Annotated in this window: 22 protein-coding genes and 1 pseudogene; 15 read left to right on the top strand and 8 right to left on the bottom strand. The window is 68.4% G+C overall.

The window, feature by feature from the left end:
* The first annotated feature begins 36 nt into the window (after positions 1-36).
* The 8 genes from AB0M22_RS03980 (at position 37) to AB0M22_RS03945 (ending at position 10,122) form a co-directional block, all read left to right on the top strand.
* On the top strand, positions 37-1,164 hold the full coding sequence (locus AB0M22_RS03980; protein ID WP_364720724.1) for a TIGR03364 family FAD-dependent oxidoreductase: 1,128 nt from the start codon (positions 37-39) through the stop codon (positions 1,162-1,164).
* Positions 1,165-1,173: 9 nt separating this feature from the next.
* Positions 1,174-1,863: a phosphonatase-like hydrolase gene (locus AB0M22_RS03975; RefSeq protein WP_364720721.1), complete on the top strand. Its 690-nt coding sequence runs from the start codon at positions 1,174-1,176 to the stop codon at positions 1,861-1,863.
* A gap of 138 nt (positions 1,864-2,001) precedes the next feature.
* Positions 2,002-3,021, top strand: a complete 1,020-nt coding sequence (locus AB0M22_RS03970; protein ID WP_364721650.1) for a 2-aminoethylphosphonate ABC transporter substrate-binding protein — start codon at positions 2,002-2,004, stop codon at positions 3,019-3,021.
* 28 nt (positions 3,022-3,049) lie between these two features.
* Positions 3,050-4,240, top strand: a complete 1,191-nt coding sequence (locus AB0M22_RS03965; protein ID WP_364720718.1) for an ABC transporter ATP-binding protein — start codon at positions 3,050-3,052, stop codon at positions 4,238-4,240.
* Positions 4,241-4,349: 109 nt separating this feature from the next.
* Complete coding sequence (locus AB0M22_RS03960) at positions 4,350-5,246, top strand: 2-aminoethylphosphonate ABC transporter permease subunit (protein WP_364720715.1); 897 nt, start codon at positions 4,350-4,352, stop codon at positions 5,244-5,246.
* 4 nt (positions 5,247-5,250) lie between these two features.
* Entirely contained in the window at positions 5,251-6,048 is a 798-nt protein-coding gene (locus AB0M22_RS03955; protein WP_364720712.1) for an ABC transporter permease subunit, read from the top strand.
* Between the two features lie 57 nt (positions 6,049-6,105).
* Positions 6,106-6,702, top strand: a complete 597-nt coding sequence (locus AB0M22_RS03950) for a DUF4126 domain-containing protein (RefSeq protein ID WP_364720709.1) — start codon at positions 6,106-6,108, stop codon at positions 6,700-6,702.
* Positions 6,703-6,828: 126 nt separating this feature from the next.
* Positions 6,829-10,122 carry a hypothetical protein gene (locus AB0M22_RS03945; protein WP_364720706.1) on the top strand — a complete coding sequence of 1,098 codons (3,294 nt, stop codon included), beginning with the start codon at positions 6,829-6,831 and terminating at the stop codon, positions 10,120-10,122.
* A 228-nt stretch (positions 10,123-10,350) separates the two neighbouring features.
* On the opposite strand, the gene AB0M22_RS03940 is transcribed toward AB0M22_RS03945, so the two are convergent.
* From AB0M22_RS03940 to AB0M22_RS03930, 3 genes are all read right to left on the bottom strand, one after another.
* The gene (locus tag AB0M22_RS03940; protein ID WP_364721648.1) at positions 10,351-10,710 is read right to left on the bottom strand and encodes a DUF4254 domain-containing protein; all 360 of its coding nucleotides are present in this window, start codon (positions 10,708-10,710) and stop codon (positions 10,351-10,353) included.
* A 516-nt stretch (positions 10,711-11,226) separates the two neighbouring features.
* Entirely contained in the window at positions 11,227-11,649 is a 423-nt protein-coding gene (locus AB0M22_RS03935; protein WP_364720704.1) for a ribonuclease domain-containing protein, read from the bottom strand.
* A 71-nt stretch (positions 11,650-11,720) separates the two neighbouring features.
* Positions 11,721-12,296, bottom strand: coding sequence for a TetR/AcrR family transcriptional regulator (locus tag AB0M22_RS03930; protein ID WP_364720701.1), 576 nt, complete (start codon positions 12,294-12,296; stop codon positions 11,721-11,723).
* A gap of 182 nt (positions 12,297-12,478) precedes the next feature.
* On the opposite strand from AB0M22_RS03930, the gene AB0M22_RS03925 reads away from it, so the two are divergent.
* Entirely contained in the window at positions 12,479-13,729 is a 1,251-nt protein-coding gene (locus tag AB0M22_RS03925) for an NADH:flavin oxidoreductase/NADH oxidase family protein (RefSeq protein WP_364720699.1), read from the top strand.
* A 123-nt stretch (positions 13,730-13,852) separates the two neighbouring features.
* The gene (locus AB0M22_RS03920; RefSeq protein WP_364720697.1) at positions 13,853-14,716 is read left to right on the top strand and encodes a helix-turn-helix transcriptional regulator; all 864 of its coding nucleotides are present in this window, start codon (positions 13,853-13,855) and stop codon (positions 14,714-14,716) included.
* Here AB0M22_RS03920 and AB0M22_RS03915 read toward each other — a convergent pair.
* Together AB0M22_RS03915 and AB0M22_RS03910 are read right to left on the bottom strand one after the other, a co-directional pair.
* A complete protein-coding gene (locus AB0M22_RS03915) occupies positions 14,713-15,537 on the bottom strand; it encodes an ABC transporter permease (RefSeq protein WP_364720695.1) in 825 nt (274 codons plus the stop codon). The genes AB0M22_RS03920 and AB0M22_RS03915 overlap by 4 nt on opposite strands.
* Positions 15,534-16,349, bottom strand: a complete 816-nt coding sequence (locus AB0M22_RS03910; protein WP_364721646.1) for an ABC transporter permease — start codon at positions 16,347-16,349, stop codon at positions 15,534-15,536. The genes AB0M22_RS03915 and AB0M22_RS03910 overlap by 4 nt, the downstream gene beginning before the upstream one ends.
* Before the next feature lie 181 nt (positions 16,350-16,530).
* On the opposite strand from AB0M22_RS03910, the gene AB0M22_RS03905 reads away from it, so the two are divergent.
* Positions 16,531-17,913 (top strand): APC family permease, encoded by a 1,383-nt coding sequence (locus AB0M22_RS03905; protein ID WP_364720693.1) that lies wholly within the window; start codon positions 16,531-16,533, stop codon positions 17,911-17,913.
* Between the two features lie 93 nt (positions 17,914-18,006).
* A complete protein-coding gene (locus tag AB0M22_RS03900; RefSeq protein ID WP_364720690.1) occupies positions 18,007-18,504 on the top strand; it encodes a hypothetical protein in 498 nt (165 codons plus the stop codon).
* A gap of 1 nt (position 18,505) precedes the next feature.
* On the opposite strand, the gene AB0M22_RS03895 is transcribed toward AB0M22_RS03900, so the two are convergent.
* From AB0M22_RS03895 to AB0M22_RS03885, 3 genes and pseudogenes are all read right to left on the bottom strand, one after another.
* Positions 18,506-18,949 carry a DUF4254 domain-containing protein gene (locus AB0M22_RS03895; RefSeq protein WP_364720688.1) on the bottom strand — a complete coding sequence of 148 codons (444 nt, stop codon included), beginning with the start codon at positions 18,947-18,949 and terminating at the stop codon, positions 18,506-18,508.
* Positions 18,950-19,207: 258 nt separating this feature from the next.
* Positions 19,208-19,450: a hypothetical protein gene (locus AB0M22_RS03890; protein WP_364720686.1), complete on the bottom strand. Its 243-nt coding sequence runs from the start codon at positions 19,448-19,450 to the stop codon at positions 19,208-19,210.
* 59 nt (positions 19,451-19,509) lie between these two features.
* Positions 19,510-20,231: pseudogene (locus AB0M22_RS03885) on the bottom strand (SDR family oxidoreductase).
* A gap of 101 nt (positions 20,232-20,332) precedes the next feature.
* Here AB0M22_RS03885 and AB0M22_RS03880 point away from each other — a divergent pair.
* From AB0M22_RS03880 to AB0M22_RS03870, 3 genes are read left to right on the top strand one after another with little or no spacing between them, the layout of a single operon-like run.
* Positions 20,333-20,680 (top strand): helix-turn-helix domain-containing protein, encoded by a 348-nt coding sequence (locus tag AB0M22_RS03880; RefSeq protein ID WP_364720683.1) that lies wholly within the window; start codon positions 20,333-20,335, stop codon positions 20,678-20,680.
* Between the two features lie 42 nt (positions 20,681-20,722).
* Positions 20,723-21,742 (top strand): MerR family transcriptional regulator, encoded by a 1,020-nt coding sequence (locus AB0M22_RS03875; RefSeq protein WP_364720681.1) that lies wholly within the window; start codon positions 20,723-20,725, stop codon positions 21,740-21,742.
* Between the two features lie 11 nt (positions 21,743-21,753).
* Complete coding sequence (locus tag AB0M22_RS03870; RefSeq protein ID WP_364720678.1) at positions 21,754-22,245, top strand: hypothetical protein; 492 nt, start codon at positions 21,754-21,756, stop codon at positions 22,243-22,245.
* The last annotated feature ends 135 nt before the right edge of the window (positions 22,246-22,380 follow it).

The raw sequence follows: 22,380 nt of genomic DNA, 5'->3' as shown, positions 1-22,380 counted from the left end.
ACCCGTTGGTCTAGACCAATGTGCACCATGGGTGCCATGCGATTGGTCATCATCGGAGGTGGAATCCTCGGCACCGCCCACGCCTTGGCCGCGGTTCGCCGCGGGCACGAGGTCGTGCAGTTGGAGCGGGAGACCGAGGCCCGCGGCGCCACGGTACGCAACTTCGGCCTGGTGTGGGTCTCCGGGCGCTCCGCCGCCGAACTGGAGCTGACGCTGCGCTCCCGGGAGCTGTGGGAGGAGATCGGCGGCCAGGTTCCCGGCGTCGGATTCCGGCCGGCCGGATCGATCACGCTGGTCCGCACCCCGGTCGAGCTGGCCGTCGCCGAGGCCGCCGCGTCCGGTCCGTCGGCCGAGGCGCGCGGATTCGAGCTGCTCGAGCCGGAACAGGTGCGCGCGCTCAACCCCGCACTGCGCGGGAAATTCTTTGCCGGACTGCACTGTTCGACGGACGCCGCGGTCGAGTCGCGGCAGGCGCTGCCCGCGTTGCGCGCCTATATGGCCGCCACCGGCCGCTACACCTTCCACGCGAGCACCGAGGCCAGGTCGGTCACCGACACCGGCACGGGCGCGACCGTACTCGACGATCAGGGCCGCCGCTTCGACGCCGACCTGGCGCTGGCCTGCCCCGGCGCGGCGCACGGCGGCCTGACCCGCGAGCTGGTCGAGCACCTCCCGGTGCGCCGGGTCCGGTTGCAGATGATGCAGACCGCCCCGCTCGGCGAACCGCTCGCCACCGCCATCGCCGACGGCGACAGCTTCCGCTACTACCCCGGCTTCGCGGGCGAGCAGGTGGACACGCTGAATCGCGAACAGTCCCAATCGGCTACCGCCGCCGAGCACAAGATGCAGCTGCTCTGCGTGCAGCGCCTGCACGGCGGGCTCACCATCGGCGACACCCACGAATACGACGAGCCGTTCGCGTTCGACGTGGACGAGTCCCCCTACGAACACCTCACCGCGGTCACCGAGGAACTGCTCGGACGCAAACTGCCGCAGGTGGTTCGGCGCTGGGCCGGCGTGTACAGCCAGAGCCTCGACCCGACCGCGATCGTCACCCGCGCGCAGGCGGGCGAGCACACGTGGGTGATCACCGGCCCCGGCGGCCGTGGCATGACCCTTGGCCCCGCGCTCGGCGAGGAAACCGCCGACCTGCTGAATCTTTAAGGAATCACGTTGTCGAACAACACCATTCAACTAGTCGCGCTGGACATGGCGGGCACCACCGTGGCCGACGGCGGACTGGTCCTGCGCGCCTTCGACGTCGCCGCGACGGCGGCGGGCATCGAAGCCGAAGGGCCGCACCGTGAACGGGCGCGCAAGTACGTGCTCGACACGATGGGCCAGTCCAAGATCGCCGTCTTCCGCGCGCTGCTCGACGACGAGGACCGCGCCCAGGCCGCGAACGCGGCCTTCGAACGCGCCTACGAGGCGTTGATCGACGAGGTCGACATCACCCCGATTCCGGGTGCCGCCGAAGCCATCGGCAAGCTGCGCGGCGCGGGCGTCAAGGTCGCGCTCACCACCGGCTTCAGCCGCAGCACCCAGGACCGCCTGCTGAACGCGCTGGACTGGAAGGACATCGCCGACCTGACGCTCGCCCCGTCCGACGCCGGTCGTGGTCGCCCCTACCCCGACCTGGTGCTCACCGCGCTGCTGCGCCTGCACGCCGACGCCGTGGATCGCGTTGCGGTGCTGGGCGATACGACCAGCGACGTCGCCACCGGCCTGGCCGCGGGCGCCCGGATCGTCGCGGGCACGCTCACCGGCGCGCACGACGAGGCGCAGCTGCGCGCGGCCGGGGCAACCCATGTCGTGCCGTCCGTGGTCGAGTTCGCCGAATTGGTGCTGGCCGAGCACAACTGACCCCCGTCGACCGGCCTCGGCCGCCGACGGTCCATCCGCCCCTTCGACTCCGACACTCCTCACGAACCGAAAGTTGTAGTCATCGTGCGTACTTCGTACAAGCCGGTCCAGCTGGCACGCACCCTCGCCCGCACCACCCTGCTCGTCGCCACCGCGACCGCCGTCGCGGCGACCGCGGCCTGCGGCGGCACCGGGACCGAGAGCGCCAGCGGCAAGACCGTCACGGTCTACTCCGCCGACGGCGTCGGCCCCTGGTACCAGACCCAGTTCGCGGCGTTCCAGAAGGAGACCGGGATCGCGGTCAACCTGGTCGAGGCGGGCTCCGGCGAGGTCGTCAACCGGGTCGACAAGGAGCAGGCCAACCCGCAGGCCGACGTGGTCGTCACGCTGCCGCCGTTCATCCAGAAGGCGAAAGCCAGTGGGCTGCTGCAGGACAGCGGCGTCGACACCAGCGCGGTCCCGGCGGCCGACAAGGACCCCGAGGGCAAGTTCGTCACCCTGGCCAACAATTACCTGTGCTTCATCGCCAACCCGTCGGTCGACGCCGCCGCGTTGAAGTGGGACGACCTGCTGAAGCCGGAATTCAAAGGCAAGCTGCAGTATTCGACGCCCGGCCAGGCCGGCGACGGCACCGCGGTGCTGATCCTGCTGCAGAAGCTGCTCGGCAAGCAGGGCGCGCTGGACTACCTGAACAAGTTGCAGGCCAACAACGTCGGGCCGTCCTCGTCCACCGGCAAGTTGCAGGCCAAGGTCGACAAAGGCGAGCTGTCCGTCGCCAACGGTGACGTACAGATGAACCTGACCACCATCAAGGACAAGGGTTCGAAGTTCAACGTCTTCTTCCCGGCCACCGCCGACGGCAAGAAGTCGACCGTCGCGGTCCCCTACGTGATGGGCCTGGCCAAGGGCGCACCGCACAAGTCCGAGGCGACCAAGCTGATGACCTTCCTGCTCTCCGCCGAGGCGCAGAAGACGTTGGGCCCGGACGCGTTCGCGGTGCCGGCCCGCGCGGAACTGCGGGACGCCCCGGCCACCGGATCGGGGCCGTCGCCGAGTTCGGCGCTCAAGGGCGTCGAGCTGCTGCCGGTCGATTGGAACAAGGTGCTCACCGACCTGGACGGCGACCTGGCCGCCTACCAGAAGGCCACCGGTAGCTGAAACGCCGTCCACCACTTAGGGAGTCGACATGTCCACCGGTGACGCGCTCACGAAGTCATCCACCTCTGCCCCGCCCAGAACCGCCGCCGCCGAACCGGCGATCGTGTTCGACCGGGTCGGCGTCAGCTACCGCAGCGGCCGCAAAACCACTGTCGCGCTGGCCGATTTCACGCTGCGCGTCGCCGCGGGCGAGACCGTCGCCCTGCTCGGACCGAGCGGCTCCGGCAAGTCGACCGCGCTCAAGGCCCTGGCCGGCTTCGTCCGGCCGACCTCGGGCGCGGTCCGGCTGGCCGGGCGCGACGTCACCGACCTGTCCCCCGCCAAGCGCGGGATCGGCGTGGTCGTGCAGTCCTACGCGCTGTTCCCGCACATGAGCGTGCACGGCAATGTCGCCTTCGGGCTGAAGTCACATCGGGTGCCGCGCAACGAGATCGACGCCCGCGTGACCGAGGCGCTGGCCATGGTCGGCATGGGCGCGTACGCCAAGCGGCTGCCGCGCGAGCTGTCCGGCGGCCAGCAGCAGCGGGTGGCGATCGCCAGGGCGCTGGCCATCCGGCCCAAGGTGCTGCTGCTCGACGAGCCGCTCGCCGCGCTGGACGCGCAGCTGCGCCAGTCCATGCTCGGCGAGTTGCAGGAGTTGCGAAAGGCGTTGCCGGACACGGCGATGCTGTACGTGACACACGATCAATCCGAGGCGCTCGCGCTGGCCGATCGGATCGCGGTCATGTGTGACGCGCATCTGGTCGATATCGACACCGCCGAGAACCTGTGGCGGCGACCGCCCAGCGACTTCACCGCCGCCTTCCTGGGTGGAGCGAACCTGCTGCCCTGCACGGTGAATCGACTGTCGGGCGGGTCGGCACTCGTCACGGTCGGCACCCAGACGCTGCGCGCGGAGGCACCCACCCCCGGTGTCGGCCAGGAGAATTGGGTCCTCGACTCCCCCGCACTACTGTGCGTTCGTCCGCATACCGTGCGGATCGGCGCGACCTCCGAGCGAGACGCGTTGCGCGGCAGGGTGATCTCCGCCGTCTGGCGCGGCGCGTCCACCCGGCTGAATGTGGCGGTAGACGGCTTGGCCGACGAGGTCACGGCCGACGTCCCCGGCCAGGTCGACACCGCCATCGGCGCGGTCGTCGGCGTCCGCTTCCCCGACCCCGCCGGCGTCCTGATCCCCCGCGCGGTCGGCCGCACCACCCCCATCGAGGTCCCGCAATGACGCGCAACCAGAATTCGCGCACACCTGCTGACTCACCGCATACGCAATCGCATGCGATTCGGTGTGCGGGAGATCAAGGGGTATGCGGCGCGCTGGAAGGCGGCCGGGCATGAGTGCACCCGCGGTGCTGGAGCCGATTGCTGCGGCCGAGCCGTCGAGTCTTCCGGGGCGGCAACGTAACTGGAAGCCGGTGGTGTGGAGTCTGCCGCCGATGCTGGTGGTCCTGTTCATCGCGGTGTACCCGATTATCCGGGTGCTCGCCGAGTCGACGGTGACGCCGACCGGCCGGGGCACTTCGGTCTGGTCGCAGGTGCTGGGTTCGGAGTCGTTCCGGGATGCGTTGTGGCGCACCGTGTTCATCGCGGTCAGCTCGGTCGCGGGCTGCCTGGTGCTGGGCACGTTCCTGGCGATCGTGCTGGCGTTCGTGCCGTTTCCGGGCTCGCAGGTGGTCGGCCGGCTCATCGATACCGTGCTGACGCTGCCGTCGTTCCTCATCACGCTGGCCTTCACGTTCCTCTACGGAACGGCAGGCGCGGTGAACGCTCTGATCTCCCGCGTCACCGGGAACAACGAACCGGTACTGAACTTCCTGAGCACTCCGCTCGGCGTAATCCTGGCCGAGATCACCTTTTTCACGCCGTTCGTGGTGCGCCCGCTGCTCGCCGCGTTCGCCCAACTCCCGCGCGAACAGCTCGACGTGGCAGCCAGTCTCGGCGCTTCGCCGTGGCGAGTGCTGCGCCAGGTGGTGCTGCCAGAAGCGTGGCCCGCACTCGCGGCGGGCGGCAGCCTCGTATTGCTGTTGACGCTCAACGAGTTCGGCATCGTCCTGTTCACCGGCGCGAAAGGCGTTATCACGCTGCCCGCGCTGATCTACACCCGCGGCATCGTCACCTTCGACCTGCCCGGCGCGGCAGTGCTCGCCTCGGTGCAGGTGCTGCTCTCGCTCACGCTGTACATCGGGTACCGGCTGATCTTCGCCCGGTTCACGGCCCGGAAGGAGAACTGACGCGATGCTGATGTGGACCAAACGCGGCCGGGGCCTGGTGCTCGCCGCCTTCGCGCTGGTCGTGTTCGTGGTGTTCGTCGCGCCGATCGCCACCGTCATCGCGGCCGCGTTCGCCGGTCACTGGACCGGCCCGTTGCCCTCCGACCTCGGCTTCGCCAACTTCGACCGCGCGTTGTCCGGTGAACAGGCGGCCAGCCTGTCGGTCAGTCTCCAGACCGCGCTGCTGGCCGGGGCCGTCTCGCTGGTCCTCGGCACCTGGGCGGCGCTGGCCGCTCGCGAGGCGCCGGGCTGGTGGCGGCGCTGCACCGACGCGGTGTTCCACCTGCCGGTCGCGGTCCCGTCGGTGGCCATCGGCCTCGGCGTGCTGATCGCGTTCAACGAGCGGCCGGTGCTGCTCGGCGGCACCAAATGGATTGTCATCCTTGCGCATTCGGTGCTCGTGCTGGCCTACGCGTTCAGCGCGGTCGCCGCCGCGCTCGACCGCCTCGACCCCGGCTACCGCGAGGCCGCCGAATCGCTCGGCGCGAGTCCGATCCGCGTGCTCTGCCAGGTCACGCTGCCGCTGCTGCTGCCGGCGCTCGGCGCGGCCGCCGGTCTCGCCGTGGCCCTGTCCATGGGTGAACTGGGCGCGACCATCATGGTCTATCCGGCCACCTGGAAGACCCTGCCGGTCGGCATCTTCGCCGAAACCGACCGCGGCGAGGTCTTCGACGCCGCCGCGAGCACCACCCTCCTGGTCCTGGTCACTCTGGTCGCGCTGATCCTGCTCGGCCGCCTGCGCAGCCGCGCCGCCCTGCGCTGACCCCGCGTGTTCTCGACGGTCGAGGCGGGCGATCCCGTCTCGACCTAGGATGACTTCGTGTCAGCACTTCCCCTCATCTTCACCGCGGGCTGGGCGAGCGGCGTCAACGCCTACGCCGTGGTGCTGCTGCTCGGCCTCTTCGGCCGCACCGGCCTGTCCGATGCGGTGCCGGACGCCCTGCAGCGCACCGACGTGCTGATCGCCGCGGCGGTGCTGTTCCTGATCGAGGCGGTCGCGGACAAGATTCCGTACCTGGACTCGTTCTGGGACGCGCTGCACACCGTGGTCCGCCCCGCCGCGGGCGCGGTCGTCGCGGCATTGCTTGCGGGACAAGACGGTTCGCTGCCCGAGCTGGCGGCGGGCGCAGTCGGCGGCGCGACCGCGCTGGCCAGCCACCTGGTCAAGGCGGGCACCCGGATGGCGATCAACACCTCGCCGGAACCGGTGACCAACATCGTGACCAGCACCGCCGAGGACGTGTCGGTCGCGGGCATCGTCACCCTGGCCATCTTCCATCCGCTGCTCGCGGCCATCGTCGCGGGCGCGCTGCTGGTGACCGGGTTGATCCTGGTGGCCTTCCTCGCCACCCGCATCCGCCGTTATCTGCGCCGCCGCAGAGAGCGCCGGGAGGCGCGCAGCGCCGCCGCTACCTGAGCGCGGCGGGTTGCCGCACGGGCCGCCGATTCGATCTCGGTCCGGCGAAACCCGGTGTGCGCGACATATCCTCACAACGACCACGGGGGATTCCTCCGCTTCAGAGGGAAGGTTGGCGGTCGAACAATGGCATCACCGGCGACGAAGCTAGTGAAGGACATCGAGCCGTTGTCCGCGCCGCAGCGGCGCCGGGCCATCGCGGCGGTCGCGCTGCGGTTGGCCGGCACGGCCGAACTCACCGCGCTGCTGACCGATCTGGCCGGACGCGGACGCTACGAGCGGGTCCTCTCGATTCATCTGGCGGCGATCGCCGCCGAGCGCGATCACCTTGTCGGCCAATTGGATTCGTCCGGCCAGGAGTTCGTCTCGCGGGCGGTCGTCGCGCTGGTCCGGCTCGGCGTCGAACCGCGGTTGCTGGTCGACCGGTTGCCGCGGATGGCGCACCGGACGCGGCGGGTGCTGTATCGCGCGGTCGGCCGCCGCGCACACGACCCGGGTCTGGCCGACGCCCTGCTACCCGAGGTACGACGACTGTTCGGCGACGCCGAGGCCGCGCGCATCCTCCCCTATTGCTCGACGCGACTGGTCACCGAGTACCTGCCCGAGTTCGCCTACGCGGCACCGAACTGGCAGACGTTGGCCCGCAGGCACGGCGAGGCGGTACTCACCTACCTGACCGACCTCGCGGCCCAGGCGGGCGAGTCGGACTGGCCCGAGCTGTGGCCGCGCATCGCCACCGGGTCAGGCACCTTCGCGATCCACGACCCGGACCGCCTGCTCGCGCTCGCCGCGCAGGCGGTGACGCACCTGCAGATCAACGGCCTGCACGCGATCGCGGGCAAGCTGACTCGGCACGACCCCGAGGCGGTCGTCGCACTGATCCTGCACCCGAGCGGCCGGGGCAACTGCCTCGCCGGGCGCGCGGTGTTCACCGCGTTGCGCGAGCTGTCCGACGATCGGCTGATCGCCGTGTGCGCCGCGTATTCCGGCTATCACCGGCGGCAATTCCTGCATTCGCTGCCGCCGAGCCGGCGCACCGAACTGGTGCGGGAGGTGTTCATCCGCCCCGGTGTCGACGCCGCGCTGGTCGATCTCGATGCGCTGGACAGCCTGCCCCGGTCCGATCGAGCGACGCTCGCGCGCGAATTGCTTTCGCGCCATGGCGGCTCCGATGATCGGCAGATCCGGGAGCGGCTGATCGCCCGGCTTTCCTGGGAGGAGGCCGAACCCGTCCTGCACGAGAGCATCCGCAGGCCGACCGCCGACGAGCGGTCCGAGGCGTATCCGCTGCTGGTGGTCGCGGCGGTCGGCAGCCGCGATCCCGACGTGGTTGGCGCGCTGTTCGAATCCCTGCGCCGCCTGCGCAACGAGCAGGACCCGGTGCGGCGCACCGCTTTACAGGCGATCAACGAGATCCCGCCGAGCCTGCTGCACCCCGCGCACCTGCCCGCGCTGGAAATCCTGGCGACCGACGCACTGCAAGCCCGCGATCGATCGACCATGACCACCGGCGCGGTCGGCACGCTGGCGCGCACCCTGCTGGTGCACGGCGCCCGCATCGACGATCCGGCCTGCACGGAGTCGGCCTTGCGGCTGATCGAAAGCCTTGCGGCGCATGCCAGCTCGATCCCGCTGCGCGATCTGGACCGCAATCTGCCCCGCGGCGCGGAGCATCGGCTGTTCGCGGCGCTGCACCGGCGACTGGACAACGACGCGATGCGCGACGAGTGGACTCTGACGCTCGGCCTGGCCAACGGCCTGAACAAGCGGGCATGGAAGGTCGGCGCCTTGCAGCAATTGCTGCTCCGGGCCTGCGGCGCGCGCAACGACTCCGTGATCCACAACGCCGTAGATCTGGTACTGGCCAACCCGATCACCCGCGACGAGCACCTGGCCGTCCTGCTGAACCGGGATCGCTCGCTCATCTCGCTACCCCGGGTGCAGCACGTGATCGCCACGCGCCGAACGGATCTGCTCGACCTGGTGCTCAACGGGGCCACCCCGGGCCGGTTCATCGCGCCGAAAGTGCGTCTGGTGCCGGAGTTCTCGGCCGGCTTCGACGGCTGGACGCCGCGCCAGATCGAGCTGTACGCGCGGGCGCTCACCGGGCTGGTCCGGTCGAAGGAGTCCTCGCTGTGGGAGAAGACCTGGGCGGTACGGCGATTGGGCCGCCTGCCGGGTAGCTTCGCGCGCCTGGTGGGCTACGTCGAGCATGCCGAACTGACGGTCGCCGAGGCCGCGCTCACCGCGCTCGGCCGCAGTGCCGATGCCGAGGCCGCGATCGGCGTGCTCGGTCGCTACGTGGATTCGGACCGGGCGCGAGTCGCGGTGAGCGGCATCGCCTCCCGGGCCAGGAGCATCGCGCCGGATCGGCTCGCGGCCGCGCTCACCCCGCTGCTGGATTCGCCGAAGATCACCTCGCTCAAGGAGGGCGTGCGGCTGCTCGCCGCGCTGCACGTACCGGAGGCGATCGACACCATCCGGGCGATCTGGGACCGGCCGAATCAGCATCGCGACGTCAAACGCGCGGTCGTCTTCGCCTGTCGCTGGCTGCTCGACCACGACGAGGCCTGGCAGATCCTCACCGACGCGTCCCTCGACCCGGCGGTGGCCGGCGAGGCGCTGAATCTCACGCCGACGCTGCTGCCGATTCCGCAGCGCCGCCGGATGGCCGCGCTGGTGCGGGAGATGGCGGGCGGCACCGACGTCCAGCTGGCCACCGAGGCGATGCGGGTGCTCAGCGCCTGGCAGCGCTGGGCGCCCGCCGACACCGGCGACATGCTGGTGCGCAGGCTCGCCGATCTGGGTGAGGCCGGGCTGTGGCGGCAGTCCGCGCGGGTGCTGGTCGGCGGCGCCTTCCGGGCGGAGGTGCCTGCCGCCGTGGATCGGCTGCTGGCCGCCGAGGACATCGTCATCCCCGGTCGTGATCTGCCGGCCCGGCAACGGCTTTCGAGCCTGCTCGAAAGCCTCGAGCAGGCGGCCGGACGGTCGGAGTCGGCGCGGGCGACGGCGGTCGCGGTGGCCGAGCGCCTCTCCGGCGAGACGCAGTGGCGGCGGTTTGCCATCGATCTGCTGCTCGCCCAGATCCGTTGGGCCGATACGGCGTCGAGCGTGCGGGCGATTCAGCAGGCGTGCGGTCTGGCCCGCGGTGCGATGGTGGTCTACCCCGCCGAGCAGCTGCGCATACGGCTGGCGCGGACCGGGCAGATGGTCGATGCCGACACCATGACGACGGTCGCGCGGGATCTGTCCACCGATGTCGACAGTGCGACCGCGCTGGCCGCGCTGGCGTTGATCGCGCAGTGCGGCAATCACTTCGGCTGGACGCCGACGTGGGTGGAACTACTCGCCAGAATGCGTACGCACGGGCAGAGCAACGTCCGAGTGATGGCGCACGAAATCTTCACCGTTGCCGAATGAGGGGCGGCACCGAATGCGGTGCGGTGAAATTCTCAGCGGGCGTGCCGCGCCAGTCGACCACGCGGCACGCCGGGCGGGGCGCCCCGTTGCGCCCGCCGTCACTGGGCAGGCGACGTTTCGTCCATAGGGGGTCACTGGTCGGATGACCACCCTGGGACATCGCCCTCGAGCAAGCGACGCTGTCGGGGCAGTGTCACTATCGCGGGGTAAACCGTCGATCGGAAATGATCACTGCTCTGGCAATCGGCGGCGGCCACCGGCCACGTCGGTTACCAAATCAGTGTACCCATCGACAAGTTCTGCCAGGTGGTACCAATGTTTATGGGTATTGTCGCTGCGCGCGCCGTCGACGTCAATGGCCTGGTTCGCGTCCACCCAACTGCGCGCCATCCGGTCCACCACCGCCCCAAGGCTTTCCGTGTGCAGCGAGGCTCCGTTGCGATGCTGCGGAATCTCCTTGCCGATCCAATCGTTGATGTCGTCGACGAGTTCACTTCGGCGACAGTCGATTTCGATGATCAGCGCGGAATCGCACACCTGCTGCCTGCGCGCATGCAACTCGGCGAGCGCATGGGCGGAGCGGAGCATTTCTCGATCTTGAAAACGGCGTCCTTGAAAGGCACACAGTAATTGCGGAGCTGTCGGCAGTACCCCCACCGTTGGCGCACTCATACGTTCACCCCGAGTTCGCCCGACACCAACACGCTTTGTACCAACATAATTGGCTCTCGATTCGGTTATCCCGGTCATCGGATCGGTTGTTCACAACTAGGCTAGCTGGATCATGCACTTACTGATGCAAGAACGCAAGAGTGCGTCTGCATTGCTGCGACCCGTCTGTTCCCGCACTCTCGACCGTCCGGTTTCGTACCCGGACAACAGCTTCCGCACCCCGTGAGCAGGGGCGTCGCCGATGACCTCGGGCGATGCGCGAGCCGACTCCCCCTGCCCGCTTCAGACTTGGCAACAGCGTGTCCCGATAGCCGATCGGCCTGCGTCCGAATGGATGCCGAGCGGTTGCTCATCGACACCATAGATCGCACTATCCGCCGTAAAACATGTCAAGGTGGGTTGCGAACCGCGCCCGGGTCTGATTACTCCGGGTCAGCGCATGCGGGTGAACGTGGCGTAGTGATCGCCGGTGTACCAGGCGGACTTGTCGTTTCCGGTGACGATGCGTTCGGCATCGCGGCTCTGGCCGGGCTTCTTGATATTGACGTCCCACTCTTGATAAGCGATCCGGCGTCCCGCCGAATCCGTGCTCGGCAGCGTCCCCTCCCGATTCGACCAGGTCCCACCGCCCTTCGTGCCGGACCCGTCGTTCGGCGGCCAGGCGCCCGCGTCGATCCGGGCGAGGGTGTCCCAGGCGCGTTGCGGGATGGCGGTGCTGACCAGCGTGACCGAGTCCGCGTACACCGAGCGCGGCGACTGCTCCCCCGTCGACAGCCCGAAGACCAGCGCCAAAGTCGCCACCAGCACGGCGAGAATGTGCACGAACCGCTTCGAGGTCGATCCCGCCCCAGTCATACCGCGTGAACCTACGTGCCCAAGCCGAACTCCAGGTTTCGGCAGGTTTCCGATCCGGAAAACGTTGGCGACTACCCGCGTTCGGACATCCGGCAGCGCAGCAGATAGTCGAGCTGCTCCGCGGCGCGGTCGAGCGGGGTGACCGAACGGGTGGCGATGGACATGACAACAGCGCCTTCGATCGCGGCCACCGCCATGGTGGCCAGCGATTCCGCCGCCGCGGCATCGAGCCCCTCGCCGGTCAGCTGCTCGGCGATCAGCCCTTCCCATTCGGCGAAGGCCTCCGCGGCGATGGTCGGCGCCGCGGGCACCTCCGAGCCGGACAGCGCGGCCGCGACCACCGGGCACCCCGCGGTGAAGTCGGCGGCCAGCAGCGTGTCCTTCCACATCCGGACGAAGCTCGCGAGCCGCGACGCCGAACTTCCGCCCTCCTCGGTGGCGGTGATAGCCGCGGCCATCACCTGACCCGCCGTCCGGGTCGCCTCCTCGATCAGCTGTTGCTTGCCGCGCGGAAAGTTCTGATAGATCGACCGGCGGGCGGTGTTGCTGTGCGCGAGCAGCTCGGTCATGCCGGTGCCCGCGACGCCATTGCGCCGGATCAGGTCGATCGCGCCCATGATGAGCCGTTCACGTGGCCGCATCGTCATAGTCGCAGCTTACCCATCTCCCGCTTGCGATAGACCGATCATTCTACTACCTTGAGACCACACGTGACCCGCCGTAACAGGAATGCGCCGCCGATCACCCCGGCCGGCCGGCCGGACGCACGCACGCGGTCGCCGTGCCCATCGCCGATCCCGAACACCCTGCGCGACAAAAGGACTCACCGATGACAACGCTCGCCGACGCACTCCCGCTGCCGTGTGGCCAGGTCCTGTCGAACCGGCTGATGAAGTCGGCCCTGAGCGAGGGGCTCGGCAACCCCGTCAACGCGCCTGACCAGCGGCTGACCCGGCTCTACACGCGCTGGGGCGCGGGCGGCTACGGCTTGGTGGTCACCGGGAACGTGATGGTCGACCGCGGCCACCTCGGCGAGCCGGGCAATGTCGTGGTCGACGACGAGCGCGACCTCGACGCGCTGACCGCGTGGGCCAAGGCCACCCACGACGGCGGTGCGCCGATCTGGATGCAGATCAATCACCCCGGCCGGCAGGCCAATCCGCTGGCCACGCGAACCCGGCCGGTCGCCCCCTCGGCGATCGCGCCGAAGATCCCCGGCATGCCGACCCCGCGAGCGCTCACCGACGCCGAGATCGAGGCCGTCATCGACCGGTACGCGGCCACCGCGCGGATCGCCGAGATCGCCGGCTTCGACGGCGTACAGATCCACGGCGCGCACGGATACCTTGTGTCGCAATTCCTTTCGCCGCTGGCCAATCAGCGCACCGATCGCTGGGGCGGCAATCCCGAGCGCCGCATGCGCTTCGCCGTGGAGGTGGTCCGGCGGATTCGCGACGCGGTCGCCCCGCGCTTCGCCGTCGCGATCAAGCTCAACTCCGCCGACTTCCAGCGCGGCGGATTCACCGAGGACGAGTCCCGCGCGGTGGTCGAGCGACTCTCCACCGAGGGCCTCGACCTGATCGAAATCAGTGGCGGCAGTTACGAATCTCCCGCCATGATGGGCCGCAAGGACGCACCGGCGGCCAGCACGCTCGCCCGCGAGGCCTACTTCCTCGACTACGCGCGCACCGTCCGCGCCGCGGCAGGCGGCCTGCCCCTCGCCGTCACCGGCGGCTTCCGTTCCCGCGCCGCCATGGCCGAGGCCGTGTCCTCCGGCGACTGCGACGTGATCGGCATCGGCCGCCCCACCTGCCTCACCCCCGACGCCGCCGACGCGGTGCTCACCGGCCGCGACGAACGCCTGCGCAGCGCGGGCATCGCCATGGGCCTGCGCGGCCCGCTGTCCGCGTTCACCAGCCTCCGCTCGCTGGACGGCGCCCTCGATCTGCAATGGCACACCGACCAACTGCACCGCCTCGGCGCGGGCGCGGATCCCGACCCCACCCGGCCGTGGTGGAAGACCACCGTGTCCATGCTCGGCCGCAACGGCCTCGACGCGTTCCGGCACAAGCGCGGCTGACCGGCTTCGGGAATCTGCCAGTTCGGAACCGGAAACCTTGGACCTCACCAGGTTAGGAAGCGGTACTCTTTCGTCCTATCGAATGCGCGCTGTCGTCGCAGGCGGGACCGAAGGGATGTTGTCATGGCAGGCAAGCGCACCGTCCTGACCGTGCGATTGCGCCGGTTGGCCGCGATGCTGCACGAAATGCGTGAACACGCCGGACTCAGCAAAGAGGAGGTGAGCGCGCAGACCGGGATCAACGTGACCACGTTGTACCGGATCGAGACGGCCCAGGCGCGGCCGCAGCGGCGCACCCTCCAGGCGATGCTCGACCTGTACGGCATGAGCGAGGAACAGCGCGAGGACGCGATGGAACTGCTGGCGGACGCGCTGAAACCGGGCATGTCGCGGGCGTACGAGGGCAGCGTGTCGGAGGTGTACGCGGCCTACATCAACTTCGAGGCCGAGGCGCTGTCCGCCCGGCACTACCAGACCTCCACCATCCCAGGGCTTTTGCAGACGATGGAGTACGCGACGGCGGTGATCGACACGTCGATGCCGAAGGTCGAAGCGGCGATCATGGAGGATCGGGCGCGCGCCCGGATGGATCGCGCCGCGAATCTGACCAAGGAAGAGCCGCTCGAACTGTGGGTCGTGATGGACGAGGCGGCGATTCGGCGCACCGTCGGCGGGCCCGCGGTCATGCACGGGCAGTTGGATCGGCTGCTGCAGGAAACCAAGCGCAAGAACGTGATCCTGCAAATCCTGCCGTTCGACGCGGGCGCGCATCCGGGCATGGCGGGTTCGTTCACGCTGCTGGATTTCCACGATCCGGCCGACCCGGAGCTGGTGTACGTGGAGGGCATCGCCGGTGACGAGCTGATCGAGGGGCATCCCGAAATACGTCGCTTCGGCGTGATTTTCGACCAGTTGCGCGCGATGGCGCTGAGCCCGCGGGACTCCGCGGAGATGATCATGGACACCGCCGCGCGGATGGGTCGTTAAGCCCGGCTGGCCCTGCGGTATCCGACGGCGGCCGGCACCGCGAACACCACGATCGCGCCGACCGACCAGGTCACGGTCGCCAACAGTGGCGCGCGCACCGGCCCACCCAGTGACAGTCCGCGCATGGCATCGATCGCGTAGGTCATCGGTTGATGCGCGACAATCGGTTTGGCCCAGGCCGGGTACGCGGTCAGCGGCACGAAGCCGGTGCTGAAGAACATCATGATCGATGAGCCGAGCGAAACCGCTTCCACCAGAGCTGTTTTCGCGCTGAAGACCGCGACGGCGGTAACCAATGTCGCGAACCCGAGCCCATACAGCAGTGGCACCCCGAACAATGCGAGCCCGGCGAGCACTCCTTGTTCGAACCGGAAACCGAGCACCATGCCCACCGCGAACAACACCATGGTGCACAGCAGAATCCGCACCCCTTCGGCCACGATCCGCGAGGCCAGCCCGGACGCGCGATGCACCGGCAGCACCCACAACCGGGCCAGCAGACCCTGATCGCGTTCCCGGCCCAGCGTGATCGCGCCCGCCAGCGACCCCGACATCACCCCGACCAGCGCCACCATCGGCACCGACCCGTACAACGCGCTCGCCCCGGAGAACATCGAAATCTGCTTGCCGAGCACGGTATTCAACACGATCAGCAGCAACGCCGGAAAAACCAGCGACTGCACCATCGTCAACGGGTCACGCCACCAACGCAATAACAGGCGTCGCGTTTGAATAATGGTCTGCGGCACCAGCAGCCGCCAGGTCTCGGTCCGGCCGTGCACCAAGGGCAGATTCGCGGCACGGTCCTCGGTCGTCGTCATTCCGACCTCCGCACGGCTACCGCCACGCCCAGCGCACCGAGCACCACGAGTATCCCTGCCGCCCAAGCCAAGCCGGGTCCGAGCACCGGCCAGCCGACGACGCCCGCATTGCCGGTCGAATCACCGGCCAGCGCCCGCATTCCGTACACGAACTGCGACACCGGTTGGTTGCGCGCGAAACCTTGCAACCACGAGGGGAATTGAGTCGCGGGCGCGAGACCGGTGGACACCAGGCCGAGGATCAGCTGCGGAAAGATGAGCACCTGCGTGATCGCCTCCGGACTCTTGACCAGACTGCCGATCAGATCCGCACCCACGCACAGCGCCAACGCCACCAGCACCGCGAAACCCATGAATCCCGCGGTCTCCCAGAAACTTCCGTAGAACCGGACGCCGATCACCCGGCCGCACAGCATCGCGACCGCCAACGAGATCACCGCGCGATACATGGCCGCGGTGATCCGGGCCGCCAGCGGCGCCGCCGCGGGCATCGGCATGGAACCGAATCGCACGGTGAGCCCGTCCTTGGCGTCGCTGGCCGCGCGGAACGCGGCCGAGGTGGCGCAGAACGCCACCGCCTGCATCACGATCATCGGCATGAGGAACTGCGCGTAGCTGCTGAGTCCGTGCCCGTACACGCTCATGACCAGGTTCAACGGCACATAGAACCCGAGGGTGAACACGGTCGGCGCGACCACCGCGGTCACCAGTTCGCCGTTGCGCCAGGACGGCCGGATCAGGCGGCAGGTCAGCACCCACCACTGGGCGACCGCCCCGATCCGCGGCCGCGACGGCACCGTCAGCAGGCTCATCTGCACGCTCTCATCCTGCGGATATCCCCGCCGGTTTGCCGGGAACCGGCGGTTGCCCGCATGTCGTGGGCGGCTGTCCTAGGAGATACCGAAATAGCGTGCGATTCGGTTCATCGGTCGACTAATTTCGGACGATTCGGGTACTTCAACCATCTGTTGCGAAACATCTGGGAGGGACCGCATGGCCGACGTCACCACACAGCGGGAAGCAGAACCGGAGCTGAAGCGGGTGATGGGTCCGTGGCTGCTGTTGCTGTTCATCATCGGCGACATCCTCGGCTCCTCGGTCTACGCGCTCACCGGAAAGGTGGCGCACGAGGTGGGCGGCGCGGTGTGGGTGCCGTTCGTGGTGTCCTTCCTGGTCGCGCTGGTCACCGCGATGAGTTACCTGGAGCTGGTCACCAAATACCCGAATGCCGCAGGGGCCGCGCTCTATACGCACAAGGCGTTCGGCATCCAGTTCCTCACGTTCATGGTCGCGTTCGCGGTGATGTGCTCCGGGATCACCTCCGCCTCGACGGCTTCGCGCGCCTTCGCGGCCAACTTCGCCGAGGCGTTCAACCTCGATATCGGCACCGGTTTCGTGGTCACGGTGATCGCGCTGGGCTTCATGGCGGTGATCGCGGTGATCAATCTGCGCGGGGTGAGCGAGGGCGTGAAGCTGAACGTGGTGCTCACCTGTGTCGAGCTGACCGGTCTGCTGATCGTCATCGGGATCGGCTGCTGGGCGCTCGGCGCGGGGGACGGGGATTTCGGGCGGATCACCGAATTCGACACCGGTGACCGGACCGCCGTCGGCGGCGTCATCGCCGCGACCACGCTGGCGTTCTACGCGATGGTCGGCTTCGAGGACTCGGTGAACATGGCCGAGGAGTGCAAGCAGCCGAGCCGGATCTTCCCGAAGGTGCTGCTGGCCGGGCTCACCGTCACCGTCGTCGTCTATGTGCTGGTGTCGATCACCGCGGTCGCGCTGGTGCCGGTGTCCGAGCTCAGCCAGGGCGACACACCGTTGCTGCAGGTGGTGCGGGTGGGCTGGCCGTCGTTCCCGACGCATGTCTTCGCCTACATCAGCATGATCGCCGTGGCCAACACCGCGCTGATCAACATGTTGATGGCCAGTCGCCTGCTCTACGGCATGGCCAAGCAGGGGGTGTTGCCGCGGGCGCTCGGGCGGGTCCATTCCGGTCGGCGCACGCCCTATATTGCGATCTTGTTCACCACGCTGCTCGCGCTGGCGCTGATCGCGTTCGTCAGCGAGGTGCCGGAACTCGGCGGCACGACGGCGCTGCTGCTGCTCGCGGTGTTCACCATCGTGAATGTCACCGTGCTGGTGTTGCGCCGGGATCGGGTGGAGCACGAGCACTTCCACACGCCGACCGTACTGCCGGTGATCGGCGCGCTGACGTGCGGGTTCCTGGTGACGCCGTGGACCGATCGCAATCCGCAGCAATACACGATCGCGGGCATTCTGCTGGCGATCGGCGTCGTGCTGTGGGCGGTGAATCAGGTGCTGATCCGGTACCTGCACGCCGAACCCGCGGCCGCGGAACCGCCGGCCGAATAGTGGATCTTGGTCCTGGACAGTGCACCAACTCACGCCGGGTTCGTCCGGATCACTAGATGACTAGTGCCGACCCTGTGAGTAATGTGTGCCGAGATGACCAGCATGGAAGCTCGTTTCGGTGACGCGACCCGAACCGTGCCCCTCCCGAACCCGTGGAACGTCACCGCCTACCTCGCCGCCGTCGCCGCGCACCGTGGCCGCTCCATCAGCCTGCACACCGCGCCCAAGGCACTGTTGAACGAGATCGGTTGTGGCGGAGGCGGTTTGTGGGTCGCGCGCAAACACGACGACCTCGTCATCTATGACGCGGAGGCGACCGATCGCAATGCCGATCACATCATCCTGCACGAGGTGGGACACATGCTGCTCGGGCACGGCACCCAGGAGTCGGATCGCTCCGCGTCGGTGCCGCCGGCGTTGACGCTGATGCTGCCGTCGATTTCGCCGCAGTCGGTCGAGCATGTGCTCGGGCGCAGTGAATTCGGGGTCGATCGGGAGCGGGAGGCGGAGGTGTTCGCCGATATGACCATGGTTTATGCCACTTTGCCGCAGCGAAGGAGCCGGTCGTTCCGGTTGTTCGGGCGGAAGTGAGTCACCAGTGGTCGTACGGGTCGTCGGGTAATCGGCGGATCCCGTTGCGCAGGTCGTCGATGAGATCCTGGTAGCCGTCGGCCATTTCCTCGATCTGCACCCAGGCGTCGTAGAAGACCGCTTCCGGGGCGAAGGCCAGTCCGGCGAACGCCTGCGCGGTCAGGCCCGCGAGCCGGTCCACCAGTCGGCCGACGGTTTCGGAGTGTTCGGGCGCCGCGATCTCCGGGATCGGAGTCGCCAGCGTCACCCAGCGATCGATGGTCCGCACCAGTTGCGTGCGGCGGCGATCGATCTTCACCGCCTCGATGGCCGGGGTGCGTTCGCGCGCGAGGTGCAGCTGGGCCAGTTCACCCGCCGCCTCCAGCATCGGATGATCGGCGTGCGGGAAGCCGCGGAACGCGGCCAGCAGCAGGTCCTTCCCCGGCAGTCTTCGGTCATAACCCATCGCAACACCCCCACCTGGCCGTGCGCCGGTGCGCCCCGCCCCTCGGGTGGTGACGCCGTTGCCGCAGCACATCCCGCACTTGGCACACATCGATAGCGTGAACGAGATTTCCCCCCTTCACCTCGATTTCACCTACTTCCGCCCGTCCGACACGCACCGGTCAGCCATCTCCCCACCAGTACGCCGCCCCCGGAATCGGCCGCGGCAAACCTAGAGTGACCACACCTTAATCTGCCACTCGGAAGTATTCACCTGCGGCTATGCCCAGCCCACCCGCCGCCCCAACCATTCCCGGGCGAGTCGGGCAAATCGCGCCTGATGCGCGCGCAGATGCGGTGAACGCGGCAGCGACGGTCTCCGGGCGTTGACCGCCCAGTACCCGGCCAGCGCGCACACGAACGCATCGATCACCCCAGGCTCGACGTTCTCGGTGACCGGATGCCCGGCGATGATCGGCTCCGAGTCGACGCCACAGTCCTCGAAATACGGTGCGAGCAACACCAAGTCGATCCAGGCCGCACCTCGGCAGGCTCGGTGAAGAAGGGCTGCCGAGTGAGATGTCAGTGCGAGTGGGCGGTGAGGTAGTCGGGGCCGCCGATGTAGACGGTGTGGCCGGATTCGGTGGGGCTGGTGGTGGCTTCGGCTACCGCGGTGGCGAATTCGGGGATGGTGGGGAGGGGGGCGGTGTCGCGGCGGGCGGAGACGGCGGCGGGATTTCGGCGTTCGAGGAGTTGGACGATGACGGTGCCGTCGATCATGTCGCCGGAGACGGTGTGCAGGGTGATGCCGTGCGTGGCGAGGGTGGGGATCATGCCGCGGAGGGCGTCTTCACCTGCGCGTTTGCTGGCGGCGATGGGTTCGTAGTCGGCGGGGACGGGCTTGCGGCCGTGGAAGTGGGCCTGGTGGCTGGTGACGAAGACGATGCGGGAGCCGGACGGCATGTGCGGGACGGCCAGTTCGACCAGGCGGGTCTGGGCGTCGCGGTTGATCGACATGGCGTAGTCGGGGGCGGCGTTGCGTTCGAGGCCGCCGGAGGCGTTGAGCACGAGGACGTCCAGGCGGCCGAACTGCTCGACGATGTTTCCACCAGGGTGCGGGCGGAGGTCGCGTCGGAGATGTCGGCGCCGGCGGTCGAGGCGCTGCCGCCCGCGGCGATGATCTCGTCGGCAATCGTCTTGGCGCGCTTGAGCTTTTCCCGATAGTTGATGATCACGTGGTCGCCGCGGGCGGCGAGAATGCGCGCGGTTTCGGCGCCGATGCCGCGGGAGGCACCGGTGATCAGAACGACTCGCTGTCCGGCTGGATGACCCACATTTCCCTCTCGATGGCGGACCGTCGGCCCGGCGGATTGCTTCTAAATCAGAATCACTATGGTAGTTCTAAATGAGAAGCGCAAGCGGGGCGAAGCCGCCCAACGGCCGGGGCGATCCGGCGAGCGCGCCGGTGCCGGCCGCGATGGAACTGCTGGGACAGCGGTGGATTCTGCGCGTGTTGTGGGAGCTGGCGCCCGGTCGGCTCGGGTTCCTCGAGCTGCGCCGGCGGATGGACAACTGCTCCTCCAGCATGCTTTCGGTGCGGTTGCAGCACCTGCAGAGCACCGGGCTGATCGTGAAGAACGCGGACAAGTCCTACGAACTGACCAGTGCGGGAACAGAACTCGGTGTCGCGCTGGAAGGCGTGTGGGAGTGGTCGCGGCGGTGGGAAGCGTCGCTCACCGAACCGGACAGCTGAGCGGGTTGACCTTCGGCCTACCTGAGACTTCATGATGGCCGGGTGGCAGACAGTTTGATCACGATAGGCGTGCTGGCGCGAGCGAGCGGGCTCACGGCCAGCGCACTGCGGTTCTACGACGACTGCGGGTTGCTGACGCCCGCCCGCGTCGATCCGCTCACCGGGTATCGGTATTACACCGAGGACCAGCGCGAACGCGCGATGCTGATTCGCCGGCTGCGGGCGATCGAGGTGCCGCTCGAGACGATCTCGGAGATCCTGTCCGGGGACGCCGGGCGGGCGGAGCGGATGCTGGACGAGCATGTCGGTGAGCTGAAGCGGCGCGCGGTGGCGGCTGCGGTCGTGGCCGAGTCGATCAAGCAGACGCTCGCGGCGGGCGACCGGGTTGCGGTGCCGGCCTGGCTGCTCGCGGAGGCGTTCGAGCAAGTGCGGGCCGCGGCGGCGAGTGATCGCGAAATACCTGTTCTCGCGGGCATTCTGCTGGAGGCGAGTGGGAATTCGTTGACGCTCACTGCCACTGACCGCTACCGGCTTTCGACTCGGACCGTGGTGTCGCGGGATCGGCAAGGTGGCGATTGGTCGCTGGTGGTCGATGGGGGCGAACTTGCCCCTGTTGTCGAATGGCTTCGCAGCCTGGACGAAATCGTCGCTGCCCCAACGGATCAGGGATTGCTGCTGACCGGCGGCAGTAGCGAGCGACGTTGCCGAGTGATCGATGAACCGTTCCCCGACTATCGAGTAGTGCTGGCTGGCTTGGAACCAGTCCGGACGCGCGTACTGACTGAGCGCAGGCCGTTGCTCGATGTTCTCGAAAGCGCCTCCCCCACAGTTCGATTCGAAGTCGGCCCGACCGGACTCACGGTGGCCGGCAGCCACCTGCCCGCCACCGTCACCGGCTCCGCCATCGATCTCTTCTTCGAAGTCACCACCCTGCTCCCCGCGATAAACACCGCGCTGGGCCCGGATCTCATGCTCGACATCGCCGCCGCCGGGCACCCGGTCGTCATCCGCTCCGCCACCGACGGCGACCTCACCACCCTGGCCATGCCAGCCAACGGATAGGACCCAATGCCATGACCGACGACACCATGACCGCCATCACGCGCGCCGTAGCCCTCGGCCACGAAGGCCAACCCGACGCCGCCCGCGAGTCCCTGCTCGCCCTCTGGAATTCCATTGGCCCCCAGGGTGATCCACTACACCGCTGCACCCTCGCCCACTACCTCGCCGACCTCCACGACGACGCCGCCGAAGCCCTCGCCTGGGACATCCGCGCCTTGGACGCCGCCGACTCCCTCACCAACGCCCGCGCCCGCGAATTCGACGCCTCCCTCGACGTCCAAGGCTTCTACCCCTCCCTCCACCTCAACCTCGCCGACAACTACCGCAGACTCAGCTCCTTCCCCGCCGCCCAACGCGAACTGGCCGCCGCCCGAGCCAAACTCCACACCCTCCCCGAAACCCCTTACAGCACAATGATTCACACCGCAGTAGCCGAAGTCGAAGCAGCAATCCAAGCCCAAGACACCACCCCCCGCCCATCAGCCCCGACCGGCCGCGAGTAACACCGACCGGGACAGCGCCGCCGATCCCAAGAAGCGTCGCACTGATGTCCCCCTCAGCAGCCTCCGCCCCACCAAACGGGACATAGCTATACGGAAACACGAGAGCGCCCTCCACTATGTCCCGCTCGGCGCTTG

Source organism: Nocardia sp. NPDC051756, from assembly GCF_040681495.1.
Lineage (GTDB): Bacteria > Actinomycetota > Actinomycetes > Mycobacteriales > Mycobacteriaceae > Nocardia.
Note: the sequence above shows the minus strand (reverse complement) of the source record. Positions and strands in the feature narration are given on the sequence as shown.